Genomic DNA, 13,736 nt, shown 5'->3' on the forward strand with positions numbered 1-13,736 from the left:
CCCAGGTGCTTTACCTGCCGCGGAGGTTGCTTGAGGAAACGGAGGCCCACCTGCGCCGGGAGGCCCCCAAGGAGGGGGTGGGGCTTTGGGCGGGGAGGCGGGAGGTGGAGCGGGTCGTTCCCCTGCCCAACGTCCACCCGAACCCCCTCACGGGCTACCTGGCGGAGCCCCTGGCCCTGCTTAGGGCCCTAAAAGCGCTTGAGCGGGAGGGGCTTTCCCTCCTCGCCATCTACCACTCCCACCCTTCTGGCCCCGCCCTCCCGAGCCCGAGGGACATCAAGGAAGCCCGCTGGCGGGTGCCCTACGTCATCTTCGGCACGGACGGGGTCCGGGCCTTCCTCCTTCCCGAGGGGCAGGAGGTGGCCCTGGTGGTGCTCTAGGGCGCATAAACTTCCCAAGCCCCGTATGGGCGTTTCTGCTACCATGCCCCCCATGGAACGCGTGGCCGTGGTGGGCGTGCCCATGGACCTGGGGGCGAACCGGCGGGGCGTGGACATGGGGCCGTCCGCCCTGCGGTACGCCCGGCTTCTGGAACAGCTGGAGGATCTGGGCTACACCGTGGAGGACCTGGGGGACGTGCCCGTCTCCTTGGTCCGGTCCTCGAGGCGGAGGGGGCAGGGCCTCGCCTACCTGGAGGAGATCCGGGCCGCGGCCCTCGCCCTAAAGGAGCGCCTGGCGTCCCTGCCCGAGGGGGTTTTCCCCATCGTCTTGGGCGGGGACCACTCCTTGAGCATGGGCTCGGTGGCAGGGGCCGCTCGGGGCCGGCGGGTGGGCGTGGTCTGGGTGGACGCCCACGCCGACTTCAACACCCCCGAGACCTCGCCGAGCGGCAACGTCCACGGCATGCCCCTCGCCGTCCTCTCGGGCCTGGGCCATCCCCGGCTCACGGAGGTCTTCCGGGCCGTGGACCCCAGGGACGTGGTCCTGGTGGGGGTGCGGAGCCTGGACCCCGGGGAGAAGCGGCTCCTTAGGGAGGCGGGGGTCCGGGTCTACGCCATGCACGAGGTGGACCGCCTCGGGGTGGCCCGGATCGCCGAGGAGATCCTAAGCCACCTCCAGGGCCTCCCCCTCCACGTCTCCCTGGACGCCGACGTCCTGGACCCCGCCCTCGCCCCCGGGGTGGGGACCCCGGTGCCCGGGGGGCTCACCTACCGGGAGGCCCACCTCCTCATGGAGATCCTGGCCGAGTCGGGCCGGGTGCAGAGCCTGGACCTGGTGGAGGTGAACCCCATCCTGGACGAGCGCAACCGCACCGCCGAGATGCTGGTGGGCCTGGCGCTCAGCCTCTTGGGCAAGCGGATCCTTTGAGGCCACCCCAGGCCGGCCTCCATCGCTAGGATGGCCGAAGGAAGGTCCTTTTGCCGCAGCGGGGCCGTTAGCCCGGCCTCGAGGCCCGCACCACCAGGGTGTCGGCGATGAGGTCGTGCCAGGCCTGGCGCCTCGGGTGGAAGAAGGCCCAGAGGTAGCCGAGCCCCAGGGGGAGGGTGGAGAGGGTCTTGCCCACCACTTCCCGCATGAAGGCGGTGAGCCCGTCCACGGGCCGCTCGTCCGTTCGCACCACCTTGAGGCCCAAGGCCATCTTGCCCGGGGTGGCCCCGTAGAGGGCGGTGAAGGCGGTGTAGTAGGTCCAGCCGGGGATCCACTGGAAGAGCAGGTCCTGGACCCAGGTGGTGGGGCCCAGGGGGTCCACCCCCGCCAGGGCCATGAGGAGGAGGCTTAGGGGGAGGAGGACGAGGCTGTCCACCAGGGAGGCCACGAGCCTTCGCCAAGGGCTTGCGATCACCACAGGCCACCTCCAAGGTAGCGGTATTCTACGCGAAAGCGCGCCTGGAGAAGGGTCTGGGCCCAGGGAACCTCCTCGCCCCAAAGCCCCTCCAGGAGGCCTTTGGGCCTGGTGTAGCGCACGAGGCGGAAGGCCTTAAGGCCCGCAAGCTCCGCGGCCCTTTGGGCGGCGTCCTCCAGGTAGCCTTCCCGGTCGGCGAGGCCCAGGGCCACGGCCTGCTTCCCCGAGTAGATGCGCCCGTCGGCGAGGGCGAGGACCTTCTCCCGGGGCATCCCCCGCCCCTCCGCCACCCGCTGGACGAAAAGCTCGTAGGCCTCGCGCAGAAGGCCCTGGACCACTTCCCGCTCCTCCGGGGTGAGGGGCCTGAGGGGCGAGGCCATGTCCTTGAGCCGCCCTTCCTTGAGCACCTCCACCCGGACCCCCACCTTGGCCAGAAGCTCCCCCACCTGGGGCAGGTAGCCGACCACCCCGATGGAGCCGGTCACCGCCGTGGGAGGGACGAGGATCTCCCGGGCGGCGGTGGCCACGTAGTAGCCGCCGCTTGCCGCCACCCTTCCGAGGCTGGCCACCAGGGGCTTCTCCTGGGCCAGGGCGAGGAGGGCGCGGTGCAGGGCCTCCGTCTCCGTGACCCCGCCCCCGGGGCTTTCCACATAGAGGACCACGGCCCGCACCCCCTCGTCCTCCCGGGCCTGGCGCACCTGGGAGAGGAAGTGCTCCAGGGCCTTGCCCGAGGGGATCTCGCCGAGAAGCTCTAGGAGCAGGACCTTTTCCCCTTGGCCGTAGAGGGGGGTCTCCCGCCAAGGGCCTTGGGCGGGGGGCCTCGCCGTGAGCCGGCCCAGGCCCACCACGAGGAGGACCACGGCGAGGAAGAGGACGAGGGCGAGCCACCGCTTCCGGTTCATGGCTCCACCATAGCAGGCGTATGCTGGGGCCTGTGCTGAGGCTTGTGGTCAAGGCGGGCAAGGAGCGGAAGCTCCGCAACTTCTACCCGAACCTCTACCGGGACGAGATCGCCACCCCGCCCGAGGGGGTGGGGGTGGCGGAGGCCGTGGACACGGAGGGGCGCTTTTTGGCCGTGGGCTACTACGACCCCCGGAGCCGGGTGCCCTTTCGGGCCTTCCGCTTTGACCCGGGGCCCTTGAACCGCGCCTTCTTCCAGGGGCGGTTCGCCCGGGCGCTCCGGCGCAGGCAAGGCCTAGGGGGGAGCCACCGCCTTGTCCACGGGGAGGCGGACGGGCTTCCCGGCCTCGTGGTGGACCGCTTCGGGGAGGTCCTGGTCCTCCAGGTCCGCTCCCGGGGCATGGAGGCCCTGCGTGAGGTGTGGCTTCCCGCCCTCTTGGAGGTGGTGGCCCCCAAAGGGGTCTACGAGCGGAGCGACGTGGAGGCCCGGCGGCAGGAGGGCCTTCCCGAAAGGGTGGGGGTGGTCTACGGGGAGGTGCCGGAGGTCCTCGAGGTGGAGGAGGACGGCCTCCGCTTCCCCATCCCCCTCGCCCTCGCCCAGAAGACGGGGTACTACCTGGACCAGCGGGAGAACCGCCGCCTCTTTGAGGCCATGGTGCGTCCCGGGGAGCGGGTCCTGGACGTGTACAGCTACGTGGGGGGGTTCGCCCTGAGGGCGGCCCGCAAGGGGGCGTACGCCCTCGCGGTGGACAAGGACCTCGAGGCCTTGGGCGTCTTGGACCAGGCGGCCCTGCGCCTGGGCCTCCGGGTGGACATCCGCCACGGGGAGGCCCTCCCCACCCTCCGGGGCCTGGAGGGGCCCTTCCACCACGTCCTCCTGGACCCCCCCACCCTGGTGAAGCGCCCGGAGGAGCTTCCCGCCATGAAGCGCCACCTGGTGGACCTCACCCGGGAGGCCTTGCGGCTCCTCGCGGCGGAGGGGTTCTTGTGGCTTTCCTCCTGCAGCTACCACCTCCGCCTGGAGGACCTTTTGGAGGTGGCCCGCCGGGCCGCCGCCGACCTCGGCCGCAGGCTCCGGGTCCACCGGGTGACCTACCAGCCCGAGGACCACCCCTGGAGCCTCCACATTCCCGAAAGCCTCTACCTCAAGACCCTCGTCCTCCAGGACGACCCCCTCTGACACCGCCCCGCATGGGGCCTTCCTGCGGCCCTCGCCGGGGGTCCTTCCGCTCCGAGGCCGCCTAGGCCCCGCCCAGGGCGCCCCCCGGCTTCACCTTGGGCACCACCCGGGGAGGCTCCCGCTCCTCCCGGGCCTCCTCGGGGGTCTCCAAGGGGAGCCCCTCCACCACCCGCTGGAACTCCTCGGCGGTGAGGGTTTCCCGCTCCAGGAGGGTCTCCGCCACCCGCTCCAGGACCTCCCGCTTTTCCAGGAGGAGGGCCTTCACCCTCTGGTACTGCTCCTCAATGAGGCGGCGCACCGCCTCGTCAATGCGCTTGGCGGTCTCCTCCGAGTACTGGCGGACGTCGTAGCCGCCCAGGTAGGTGTCCTCCCGCACCGCGTAGGCCACGGGGCCGAACTCGGGGTGCATCCCCCACTCGGTGATCATGCGGCGGGCGAGCTCCGTGGCCTGGCGGAAGTCGTTCTCCGCCCCCGTGGTCACGTCGTCAAAGACGATCTCCTCCGCCGCCCGCCCTGCCAGGGCCACGGCGATCTGGTCCAGGAGGCGCTTCTTGGACCAGTGGAGCATGTCCTCCCGCTTGGGCATCATGAAGCCCAAGGCCCTTCCCCGGGGCACGATGGTCACCTTGTGCACCCCGTCGGCGTGCTCCAGGAAGTGGGCCGCCAGGGCGTGCCCCGCCTCGTGGAAGGCGGTGATCCTGCGGTCGCGGGGGGAGAGGACGAGGCTTTTCTTGGCCGGGCCCATCATCACCCGGTCGGCGGCCTCCTCCAGGTCCTTCATGGTGATCTTCCTCCGCCCTTCCCGGGCGGCGAGGAGGGCGGCCTCGTTCAGGAGGTTCTCCAAGTCCGCCCCCACGAAGCCCGGGGTGCGCTTGGCGAGGAGGGCCAGGTCCACGTCCTCCGCCAGGGGCTTGCCCCGGGCGTGGATCCTGAGGATCTGCTCCCGGCCCTTGACGTCGGGGGCATCTATGGCGATCTGCCGGTCAAAGCGCCCGGGGCGCAACAGGGCGGGGTCCAGGATGTCGGGGCGGTTGGTGGCGGCCATGACCACGATGGCCGTGTCCTTCTCAAAGCCGTCCATCTCCACGAGGAGCTGGTTCAGGGTCTGCTCCCGCTCGTCGTTCCCGCCCCCCACCCCGCTTCCCCGCTTCCTCCCCACGGCGTCAATCTCGTCAATGAAGACGATGCAGGGGGCGTGGCGCTTGGCGGTCTCAAAGAGGTCCCGGACCCTTGCCGCCCCTACCCCCACGAACATCTCCACGAAGTCGGAGCCCGAGGCGGTGATGAAGGGCACCCGGGCCTCCCCGGCCACGGCCCGGGCCAGGTGGGTCTTGCCCACCCCCGGGGGCCCCACCAGGAGGACGCCCTTGGGGATGCGGGCGCCCATCTCGTGGAAGCGGCCGGGGTTTTTGAGGAACTCCACGATCTCCTTGAGCTCCTCCTTGGCCTCTTCCGCCCCGGCCACGTCCTTGAAGGTGACCTTGGGGGCCTCGGTGAGGACCCGGGCCCGGCTTTTGGTGAAGCTGAAGGCGGAGTCCGAAGGCCCGGCCCGGCCGTTGCGGGAGAAGTAGTAGAGGGCGCCGATGAGGAGGCCCACGAGGAGGAGGGGCCAGAGGAAGCCGAGGGCGTTTTGGCCCTGAGGGGGCTCCACCCGGACGCTCACCCCCCGGGCGAGCCAGCCCTCGAGGGTGGCGTTGTCCGGGGGGCTCGCCGCGTAGGTGGTGAAGGCGGAGCCGTCCTCCAGGACCCCCTGGATCCGGGTGTCCCCGGCGCGCACCACCACCTCCTTGACCCGGCCCGCCTTGAGGTCCTCCAGGAAGGTCGTGTAGTTCACCGTCCCGCTTGGGGCGCCCACGGTGCCCGCGAGGCTGAAGGCCCAGGCCAGGAAGGCGAGGCCCAGGACCAGGGCGAGAAGGGTAAAGGGGGCTCGAGGCATGTCTTCCCTCAAGGTACACCGGGGGGAGGGAAAAAGGGTAGGCCACCTCACCAACCGACCATGACAAAGTTATACTCAACTCCCTTGACAAAAACGCGGCATGTGCGTTAGCCTGGGAGGCGAGGTGAAGACGTATGGCCAAGGCAGTGGGCATTGACCTGGGCACCACCAACAGCGTGATCGCCGTCCTGGAGGGCGGCAAGCCCGTGGTGCTGGAAAACGCCGAGGGGGAGCGCGTCACCCCGAGCGTGGTGGCCTTCCGCGACGGGGAGACCCTGGTGGGCCGCATGGCCAAGCGCCAGGCGGTTTTAAACCCCGAGGGGACGATCTTTGAGATCAAGCGCTTCATCGGGCGCCGCTTTGAGGAGGTCCAGGAGGAGGCCAAGCGGGTCCCCTACAAGGTGGTCCCCGGGCCCGATGGGGGCGTGCGGGTGGAGGTCAAGGGCAAGCTCTACACCCCCGAGGAGATCAGCGCCATGGTCCTCCGCAAGCTGGTGGAGGACGCCTCCAAGAAGCTCGGGGAAAGGATCACCAAGGCGGTGATCACCGTGCCCGCCTACTTCAACAACGCCCAGCGGGAGGCCACGGCCAACGCCGGCAGGATCGCGGGGCTTGAGGTCTTGCGCATCATCAACGAGCCCACCGCCGCCGCTTTGGCCTACGGCCTGGACAAGAAGGGGAACGAGACCGTCCTCGTCTTTGACCTGGGGGGCGGGACCTTTGACGTCACCATCCTGGAGATCGGCGAAGGGGTCTTTGAGGTGAAGGCCACCTCCGGGGACACCCACCTGGGCGGGTCGGACATGGACCACGCCATCGTCAACTGGCTCGCCGAGGAGTTCAAGCGGGAGCACGGCGTGGACCTCAAGGCCGACCGCCAGGCCCTGCAACGGCTCATTGAGGCGGCGGAGAAGGCCAAGATTGAGCTCTCCAGCACCCTGGAGACCACCATCAGCCTGCCCTTCATCGCCCTGGACCCGGCGAGCAAGACCCCCCTTCACCTGGAGAAGAAGCTCACCCGGGCCAAGTTTGAGGAGCTGATCCAGCCCCTCCTCAAGCGCCTCAGGGGCCCCGTGGAGCAGGCCCTGAAGGACGCGGGCCTCACCCCCGCCCAGATTGACGAGGTGATCCTCGTGGGCGGGGCCACCCGGGTGCCCGCGGTGCAGCGGGTGGTGAAGGAGCTATTGGGCAAGGAGCCCAACCGCTCCGTGAACCCCGACGAGGTGGTGGCCATGGGGGCCGCCATCCAGGCCGGGGTGCTCATGGGTGAGGTCCAGGACGTGGTCCTTCTGGACGTCACCCCCCTCTCCCTGGGCGTGGAGACCAAGGGCGGGGTGATGACCGTCCTCATCCCCCGGAACACCACCATCCCCACCCGCAAGTGCGAGATCTTCACCACCGCCGAGCACAACCAGACCGCCGTGGAGATCCACGTCCTCCAGGGGGAGCGCCCCATGGCCCAAGACAACAAGAGCCTGGGCCGCTTCCGCCTCGAGGGCATCCCCCCCATGCCCGCCGGGGTTCCCCAGATTGAGGTCTGCTTTGACATTGACGCCAACGGCATCCTCCACGTGACCGCCAGGGAGAAGTCCACCGGGCGCGAGGCCTCCATCACCATCCAGAACACCACCACCCTCTCCGAGGAGGAGATCCAGCGGATCATTGAGGAGGCCCAGCGCCACGCCGAGGAGGACCGCCGCCGTAAGGAGCACGCCGAGCTCAAGAACGCCCTGGACTCGGCCCGCGTCCAGGCGGAAAGGGTCCTCCAGGAGAAGCAGGGGGCCCCGGAGGCCAGGGCCCGCCTCGAGGCCGCCATCCAGAAGGCCAAGGAGCTCGTGGAGCGGGACGCCCCCGACCCCGAGCTCAAGGCGGCCACGGAGGAGCTCCTTAAGGCGGTGGAGGCGTACGAGCGGGGCGCCCAGGCGGCCTCGGGCAAGGGACCGGACGACGTGATTGACGCCGACTACAAGCCCGCGGAGTGAGGCGCAAGGCCGGGGCCCCGCTCCGAGGGGCGGGGCCCTTCTAGGGAGGGCCCATGGAGGAGAGGAACCACGAGAGCACCCTGGAGAAGGACCTAGAGGCCGTGGGCCAGGAGGCCCAGGCCCTGGAGGAGCGCCTGAAGGCGGCGGAGGAGGAGCTTAAGGGCCTCAAGGACAAGTACCTCCGCCTCCTCGCCGACTTTGACAACTACCGCAAGCGCATGGAGGAGGAGCTTAAGGCGCGGGAGCGGGAGGGGGTGCTCAAGGCCCTGAGGGCGCTCCTTCCCGTCCTTGACGACCTGGAACGGGCCCTGGAGTTCGCCGAGGCGAGCCCCGAGAGCATCCGCCAGGGGGTACGGGCCATCCGGGACGGCTTCTTCCGCATCCTGGCGGGCCTTGGCGTGGAGGAGGTGCCCGGGGAAGGGGAGGCCTTTGACCCCAGGTACCACGAGGCCGTGGGCCTCCTCCCGGGGGAGCCGGGGAAGGTGGCCAGGGTCTTCCAGCGGGGCTTCCGCCTGGGGGAGGCCTTGGTGCGCCCGGCCCGGGTGGCCGTGGGCGAGGAGAAGCGGGAAGAGGCGGATCTGGAGTAGCCTATGGCGGCCAAGAAGGACTACTACGCCATCCTCGGGGTGCCGAGAAACGCCACCCAGGAGGAGATCAAAAGGGCCTACAAGCGCCTGGCCCGCCAGTACCACCCCGACGTGAACAAAAGCCCCGAGGCGGAGGAGAAGTTCAAGGAGATCAACGAGGCCTACGCCGTTCTCTCCGACCCCGAAAAGCGCCGGATCTACGACACCTACGGCACCACCCAGGCCCCGCCCCCGCCGCCTCCCGGGGGGTACGACTTCTCCGGGTTTGACGTGGAGGACTTCTCCGACTTCTTCCAGGAGCTCTTCGGCCCCGGCCTCTTCGGCGGCTTCGGGCGGCGGACCCGCAAGGGGCGGGACCTCAGGGCCGAGCTTCCCCTCACCCTGGAGGAGGCCTTCCACGGCGGGGAGCGGGTGGTGGAGGTGGCGGGTAGGCGCGTTTCCGTCCGCATCCCGCCCGGGGTGCGGGAGGGGAGCGTGATCCGGGTCCCGGGGATGGGAGGGCAGGGGAACCCCCCTGGGGACCTCCTCCTCGTGGTGCGCCTCCTTCCCCATCCCGTCTTCCGCCTCGAGGGCCAGGACCTCTACGCCACCTTAGACGTCCCCGCCCCCATCGCCGTGGTGGGGGGGAAGGTGCGGGCCATGACCCTGGAAGGCCCCGTGGAGGTCACGGTTCCCCCGAGGACCCAGGCGGGAAGGAAGCTCCGGCTAAGAGGCAAGGGCTTCCCCGGGCCCGCGGGCCGGGGCGACCTCTACCTAGAGGTGCGCCTCACCATCCCCGAGCGCCTCACCCCCGAGGAGGAGGCCCTTTGGAAGAAGCTCGCGGAGGCGTACTATGCTCGCGCGTAGCCCCTGGCTTTCCCTCGAGGCCCTCGCCGAACACGGCCTTTCCCTGGCGGCCGTGCGGGCCTACGTGGAGATCGGTTTCGTGGAGCCCCTGGAGGTGGGAGGCACCTGGTACTTCCGGGAGGAGGACCTCCTGAGGATGGCCAAGGCCGAACGCATCCGCAAGGAACTCGGGGCCAACCTCATCGGGGCGGCCCTGGTGGTGGAGATCCTGGAGCGGACTTAGGACATTCTTCCCCGGGTGTTCCCTGTACAATCCAGGTAAAGGCGCGCTTCTCCTCCGCCTCGCGCGTGCGCGTTCTGATTTTTAACATTTGCGCTCAATGACATTGACAATATTGATATCAGGTGATATGCTAACATATAGGAGGCAGGGATGAACCTGGAACGTTGGACCCAAGCCGCCCGCGAAGCCCTGGCCCAGGCGCAGGTCCTGGCGCAAAGGATGAAGCACCAGGCCATAGACCTGCCCCACCTCTGGGCCGTCCTCCTGAAGGACGAGGGGGGCCTCGCCTGGCGCCTCTTGGAGAAGGCCGGGGCGGACCCCAAGGCCCTTAAAGGGCTCCAGGAGCGGGAGCTTTCCCGCCTGCCCAAGGTGGAAGGGGCCGAGGTGGGCCAGTACCTCACGGGCCGCCTCTCCGGGGCCTTGAACCGGGCCGAGGCCCTCATGGAGGAGCTCAAGGACCGCTACGTGGCGGTGGACACCCTGGTTTTGGCCTTGGCGGAGGCCACGCCGGGGCTTCCGGGCCTGGAGGCCCTGAAGGGGGCACTGAGGGAACTGAGGGGAGGGAGAACCGTGCAGACGGAACACGCGGAAAGCACCTACAACGCTTTGGAGCAGTACGGCATTGACCTCACGCGGCTTGCCGCCGAGGGGAAGCTGGACCCGGTGATCGGCCGGGACGAGGAGATCCGGCGGGTGATCCAGATCCTTCTCCGGCGCACCAAGAACAACCCGGTGCTCATCGGCGAGCCCGGCGTGGGGAAGACGGCCATCGTGGAGGGCCTGGCCCAGCGCATCGTCAAGGGGGACGTGCCCGAAGGCCTCAAGGGCAAGCGGATCGTCTCCTTGCAGATGGGCTCCCTCCTCGCCGGGGCCAAGTACCGGGGCGAGTTTGAAGAGCGCTTGAAGGCGGTGATCCAGGAGGTGGTCCAGTCCCAAGGGGAGGTCATCCTCTTCATTGACGAGCTCCACACCGTGGTGGGGGCGGGCAAGGCCGAGGGCGCCGTGGACGCGGGCAACATGCTGAAACCCGCCCTGGCCCGGGGGGAGCTCAGGCTCATCGGGGCCACCACCCTGGACGAGTACCGGGAGATTGAGAAGGACCCCGCCCTGGAGCGCCGCTTCCAGCCCGTGTACGTGGACGAGCCCACGGTGGAGGAGACCATCTCCATCCTCCGGGGCCTCAAGGAGAAGTACGAGGTCCACCACGGGGTGCGCATCTCCGACAGCGCCATCATCGCCGCCGCCACCCTTTCCCACCGGTACATCACGGAAAGGCGCCTTCCCGACAAGGCCATTGACCTCATTGACGAGGCGGCGGCCCGCCTGCGCATGGCCCTGGAAAGCGCCCCAGAGGAGATTGACGCCCTGGAGCGCAAGAAGCTCCAGCTGGAGATTGAGCGGGAGGCCCTGAAGAAGGAGAAGGACCCGGACTCCCAGGAGCGCCTCAAGGCCATTGAGGAGGAAATCGCCAAGCTTGCGGAGGAGATCGCCAAGCTCCGGGCCGAGTGGGAGAGGGAGCGGGAGATCCTGGGGAAGCTCCGCGAGGCCCAGCACCGCCTGGACGAGGTGAGGCGGGAGATTGAGCTCGCCGAGCGGCAGTACGACCTGAACCGGGCCGCCGAGCTCCGCTACGGGGAGCTTCCCCGCCTCGAGGCCGAGGTGGAGGCCCTCTCCGAAAAGCTGAGGAACGCCCGCTTCGTCCGCCTCGAGGTCACGGAGGAGGACATCGCCGAGGTGGTCTCCCGCTGGACCGGGATCCCCGTGGCCAAGCTTTTGGAAGGGGAAAGGGAGAAGCTCCTAAGGCTTGAGGAAGAGCTTCACAAGCGGGTGGTGGGGCAGGAGGAGGCCATAAGGGCCGTGGCCGACGCCATCCGCCGGGCCAGGGCCGGCCTAAAGGACCCGAACCGCCCCATCGGGAGCTTCCTCTTCCTCGGGCCCACGGGGGTGGGCAAGACGGAGCTCGCCAAGACCCTGGCCGCCACCCTCTTTGACACCGAGGAGGCCATGGTGCGCATTGACATGACGGAGTACATGGAGAAGCACGCCGTAAGCCGCCTCATCGGGGCCCCGCCCGGCTACGTGGGCTACGAGGAGGGGGGCCAGCTCACCGAGGCGGTGCGGAGGAGGCCTTACTCGGTCATCCTCTTTGACGAGATTGAGAAGGCCCACCCCGACGTCTTCAACATCCTCCTCCAGATCCTGGACGACGGCCGCCTCACCGACAGCCACGGCCGCACCGTGGACTTCCGCAACACCGTCATCATCCTCACCTCCAACCTGGGAAGCCCCTTGATCCTCGAGGGCCTGCAGAAGGGCTGGCCTTACGAGAGGATCCGGGACGAGGTCTTCAAGGTCTTGCAACAGCACTTCCGCCCCGAGTTCCTGAACCGCCTGGACGAGATCGTGGTCTTCCGGCCCCTCACCAAGGAGCAGATCCGCGAGATCGTGGAGATCCAGCTCGCCTACCTCCGGGCCCGCCTCGCCGAGAAGCGCATCTCCCTGGAGCTCACCGAGGCCGCCAAGGACTTCCTGGCGGAAAGGGGCTACGACCCCGTCTTCGGGGCAAGGCCCTTGCGGCGGGTCATCCAACGGGAACTGGAGACGCCCCTCGCCCAGAAGATCCTGGCCGGGGAGGTCAAGGAGGGGGACCGCGTGCAGGTGGACGTGGGGCCCGCGGGCCTCGTGTTTGCCGTCCCCGCCCGGGTAGAGGCCTGAGGAGGGGGTATGGACCCGGTGAAGGTGCTGCAGAAGGCCTACCAGGACGAGCTCCTAGACGCCCTCCGGGCGGAGGGGGCGGCGGAGGGGGTCCCCTACCCCCACGTCAAGGCCCTCCTCCTGGAGGTGGCGAGGAGGGAACGGGCCCACGCCGAGGCCTTGGCGGAGGCCCTGAGGCGGCGGGGGGCTTCCCTGCCTCCCGCCCCGAAGCCCGAGGAGGGGGGGTGGGAGGCCCTTCTCCGCCTCCTCTCCGAGGAGGGGCTGGACCGGGCCTACTACCTGGAGAGCACCTTCCCTGACCCTGAGCTCGAGGCCCTCTTCACCCGGCTCGGCCAGGAGGAAAGGCTCAACCAGGAGGCCGTGCGCAAAGCGGTGATGCTTATAGGAGGTGGTCTATGATCGGAAAAGAGGAGATCCGCCGTATCCGCGAGTCCGTCGGTGCCAAGGAGGGGCCCGTCCTCTCCCTCTACGTGGACGTCAACCCGGCCAAGCCGGAAAACGCCGGGAGGGCCTACGCTCTCCGGGCCAAGGACGCCATGAAGGCCCTCGAGGTCCCAGGGGACCTTTCGGAAAGGGTCCTGGAGGTGCTGCAAAACCAGGTCCTCGAGGCCAGGACCGCCGTCTTCTTCGCCGGGGAAGACCTCTTTGAGGTCCTCCTTCTCCAGGTGGAGCTTCCCCTGGTGAATAGCGTCAAAACCGCGTTCCTGGACGAGAAGGCGGGGCGGTACCTGGTGGACGGTGCCCTCGCCCACTGGGGCGAGCCCTTCCTCCTCCCCCTGGTCTACGCCCTGGACGAGTACGAGCGCTACGGCATCGTCTACGTGGACCGGGAGAAGTGGCGCGTCTTTGAGGTCTTCCTGGGGGAGATTGAGGAGGTCCATGACGCCTTCCTGGCCCTGGACACCGAGGCCTGGCGCCGCCTCTCCCTGGACGCCCCCGGGCGCCGCTTCCACCTGGGGGGCATCGCCCGGGGCGGGGCGGGCCAGGACCTCTTCGCCAAGCGCCTCGAGGCCTGGGAGGAGCGGTTTTACAAAGCGCTCGCCCACGAGCTGGAAAAGCTTAGCGAGGCCCGGGGCTTCACCCGGCTCGTCCTCATGGGCCCGGAGGAGCACACCAAGCTCTTCCTGGGCCACCTGCCCAAGCGCCTGAGGGAGCGGGTGGTGGCGGAGCTTCCCTCCCTGCCCCACCCCGGGGCGAGCCCCGGCGAGGTGCTGAAGCGCTTGGAGCCGGTCCTGGAAGAGGTGGAGCGCCGGGAAGAGGTCAAGCTCCTGGAGAGGCTGGAAGAGGCCTACCCCAAGGCCGCCTTCGGCCCCGAGGTCCTCGCCCGGGTGCAGGAGGGCCGGGTGGAGGTCTGGGTCCTCCCCTGGCACCTGGAGCAGGAGGTCTACCTCTGCCAGGACTTCGCCTTCGCCGACGAGGCCCAGGCCTTGGCCTACTGCGAAACCCCCGAGAAAAAACCCCTCGCCGCGGCGCTCGCTTCCTTGGCCGAGGGCTACGCCACCAAGCTGGAGTTCGTGCGCGGCGAGGCCGAAAGCAGGCTTCTTGAGCGCGGGGGCATGGCCGCGCTCTTGAGGTGGTGAAGGA

At 69.1% G+C, this 13,736-nt stretch carries 13 protein-coding genes; 10 read left to right on the forward strand and 3 right to left on the reverse strand.

Annotated elements, in window-relative coordinates:
- Window positions 1-5 precede the first annotated feature (5 nt).
- Both TthTMY_RS02270 and rocF read left to right on the forward strand, forming a co-directional pair.
- Window positions 6-380, forward strand: a complete 375-nt coding sequence (locus TthTMY_RS02270; protein ID WP_096413104.1) for a Mov34/MPN/PAD-1 family protein — start codon at window positions 6-8, stop codon at window positions 378-380.
- A gap of 43 nt (window positions 381-423) precedes the next feature.
- Entirely contained in the window at window positions 424-1,308 is an 885-nt protein-coding gene (rocF, locus tag TthTMY_RS02275) for an arginase (protein WP_172844676.1), read from the forward strand.
- A 67-nt stretch (window positions 1,309-1,375) separates the two neighbouring features.
- Here rocF and TthTMY_RS02280 read toward each other — a convergent pair whose 3' ends face one another.
- Window positions 1,376-1,786, reverse strand: a complete 411-nt coding sequence (locus TthTMY_RS02280; RefSeq protein ID WP_096411936.1) for an RDD family protein — start codon at window positions 1,784-1,786, stop codon at window positions 1,376-1,378.
- Window positions 1,780-2,685, reverse strand: a complete 906-nt coding sequence (gene sppA, locus TthTMY_RS02285) for a signal peptide peptidase SppA (RefSeq protein WP_096411939.1) — start codon at window positions 2,683-2,685, stop codon at window positions 1,780-1,782. The genes TthTMY_RS02280 and sppA overlap by 7 nt, the downstream gene beginning before the upstream one ends.
- Window positions 2,686-2,705: 20 nt before the next feature.
- Between sppA and TthTMY_RS02290 the strand changes: the two genes are divergently transcribed.
- The gene (locus TthTMY_RS02290) at window positions 2,706-3,863 is read left to right on the forward strand and encodes a class I SAM-dependent rRNA methyltransferase (protein ID WP_096411943.1); all 1,158 of its coding nucleotides are present in this window, start codon (window positions 2,706-2,708) and stop codon (window positions 3,861-3,863) included.
- A 61-nt stretch (window positions 3,864-3,924) separates the two neighbouring features.
- Here the strand turns inward: TthTMY_RS02290 and ftsH are convergent, their stop codons facing one another.
- On the reverse strand, window positions 3,925-5,799 hold the full coding sequence (ftsH, locus tag TthTMY_RS02295; protein WP_096411947.1) for an ATP-dependent zinc metalloprotease FtsH: 1,875 nt from the start codon (window positions 5,797-5,799) through the stop codon (window positions 3,925-3,927).
- 134 nt (window positions 5,800-5,933) lie between these two features.
- On the opposite strand from ftsH, the gene dnaK reads away from it, so the two are divergent.
- The 7 genes from dnaK (at window position 5,934) to TthTMY_RS02330 (ending at window position 13,732) form a co-directional block, all read left to right on the forward strand.
- The gene (gene dnaK, locus TthTMY_RS02300) at window positions 5,934-7,781 is read left to right on the forward strand and encodes a molecular chaperone DnaK (protein ID WP_096411951.1); all 1,848 of its coding nucleotides are present in this window, start codon (window positions 5,934-5,936) and stop codon (window positions 7,779-7,781) included.
- 53 nt (window positions 7,782-7,834) lie between these two features.
- Entirely contained in the window at window positions 7,835-8,368 is a 534-nt protein-coding gene (gprE, locus tag TthTMY_RS02305) for a nucleotide exchange factor GrpE (RefSeq protein WP_096411954.1), read from the forward strand.
- A gap of 3 nt (window positions 8,369-8,371) precedes the next feature.
- Complete coding sequence (dnaJ2, locus tag TthTMY_RS02310) at window positions 8,372-9,214, forward strand: molecular chaperone DnaJ2 (RefSeq protein ID WP_096411958.1); 843 nt, start codon at window positions 8,372-8,374, stop codon at window positions 9,212-9,214.
- Window positions 9,201-9,437: a chaperone modulator CbpM gene (locus TthTMY_RS02315; protein ID WP_096411962.1), complete on the forward strand. Its 237-nt coding sequence runs from the start codon at window positions 9,201-9,203 to the stop codon at window positions 9,435-9,437. The genes dnaJ2 and TthTMY_RS02315 overlap by 14 nt, the downstream gene beginning before the upstream one ends.
- A gap of 150 nt (window positions 9,438-9,587) precedes the next feature.
- Window positions 9,588-12,152, forward strand: coding sequence for an ATP-dependent chaperone ClpB (gene clpB / locus TthTMY_RS02320; RefSeq protein ID WP_096411966.1), 2,565 nt, complete (start codon window positions 9,588-9,590; stop codon window positions 12,150-12,152).
- A gap of 9 nt (window positions 12,153-12,161) precedes the next feature.
- The gene (locus TthTMY_RS02325) at window positions 12,162-12,551 is read left to right on the forward strand and encodes a ferritin family protein (RefSeq protein ID WP_096411970.1); all 390 of its coding nucleotides are present in this window, start codon (window positions 12,162-12,164) and stop codon (window positions 12,549-12,551) included.
- Window positions 12,548-13,732: a VLRF1 family aeRF1-type release factor gene (locus TthTMY_RS02330; protein WP_096411973.1), complete on the forward strand. Its 1,185-nt coding sequence runs from the start codon at window positions 12,548-12,550 to the stop codon at window positions 13,730-13,732. Before TthTMY_RS02325 ends, TthTMY_RS02330 begins: the two co-directional genes overlap by 4 nt.
- Window positions 13,733-13,736: the final 4 nt, after the last annotated feature.

Source organism: Thermus thermophilus (assembly GCF_019974155.1).
Classification (GTDB): domain Bacteria; phylum Deinococcota; class Deinococci; order Deinococcales; family Thermaceae; genus Thermus; species Thermus thermophilus_C.

Excerpts from the sequence above, each read along its gene's own strand:
- rocF (WP_172844676.1), top strand. The coding sequence starts at position 424 with ATGCCCCCCATGGAACGCGTGGCCGTGGTGGGCGTGCCCATGGACCTG.
- sppA (WP_096411939.1), bottom strand. The coding sequence starts at position 2,685 with ATGAACCGGAAGCGGTGGCTCGCCCTCGTCCTCTTCCTCGCCGTGGTC.
- TthTMY_RS02290 (WP_096411943.1), top strand. The coding sequence starts at position 2,706 with ATGCTGGGGCCTGTGCTGAGGCTTGTGGTCAAGGCGGGCAAGGAGCGG.
- ftsH (WP_096411947.1), bottom strand. The coding sequence starts at position 5,799 with ATGCCTCGAGCCCCCTTTACCCTTCTCGCCCTGGTCCTGGGCCTCGCC.
- dnaK (WP_096411951.1), top strand. The coding sequence starts at position 5,934 with ATGGCCAAGGCAGTGGGCATTGACCTGGGCACCACCAACAGCGTGATC.
- gprE (WP_096411954.1), top strand. The coding sequence starts at position 7,835 with ATGGAGGAGAGGAACCACGAGAGCACCCTGGAGAAGGACCTAGAGGCC.
- dnaJ2 (WP_096411958.1), top strand. The coding sequence starts at position 8,372 with ATGGCGGCCAAGAAGGACTACTACGCCATCCTCGGGGTGCCGAGAAAC.
- TthTMY_RS02315 (WP_096411962.1), top strand. The coding sequence starts at position 9,201 with ATGCTCGCGCGTAGCCCCTGGCTTTCCCTCGAGGCCCTCGCCGAACAC.
- clpB (WP_096411966.1), top strand. The coding sequence starts at position 9,588 with ATGAACCTGGAACGTTGGACCCAAGCCGCCCGCGAAGCCCTGGCCCAG.
- TthTMY_RS02325 (WP_096411970.1), top strand. The coding sequence starts at position 12,162 with ATGGACCCGGTGAAGGTGCTGCAGAAGGCCTACCAGGACGAGCTCCTA.
- TthTMY_RS02330 (WP_096411973.1), top strand. The coding sequence starts at position 12,548 with ATGATCGGAAAAGAGGAGATCCGCCGTATCCGCGAGTCCGTCGGTGCC.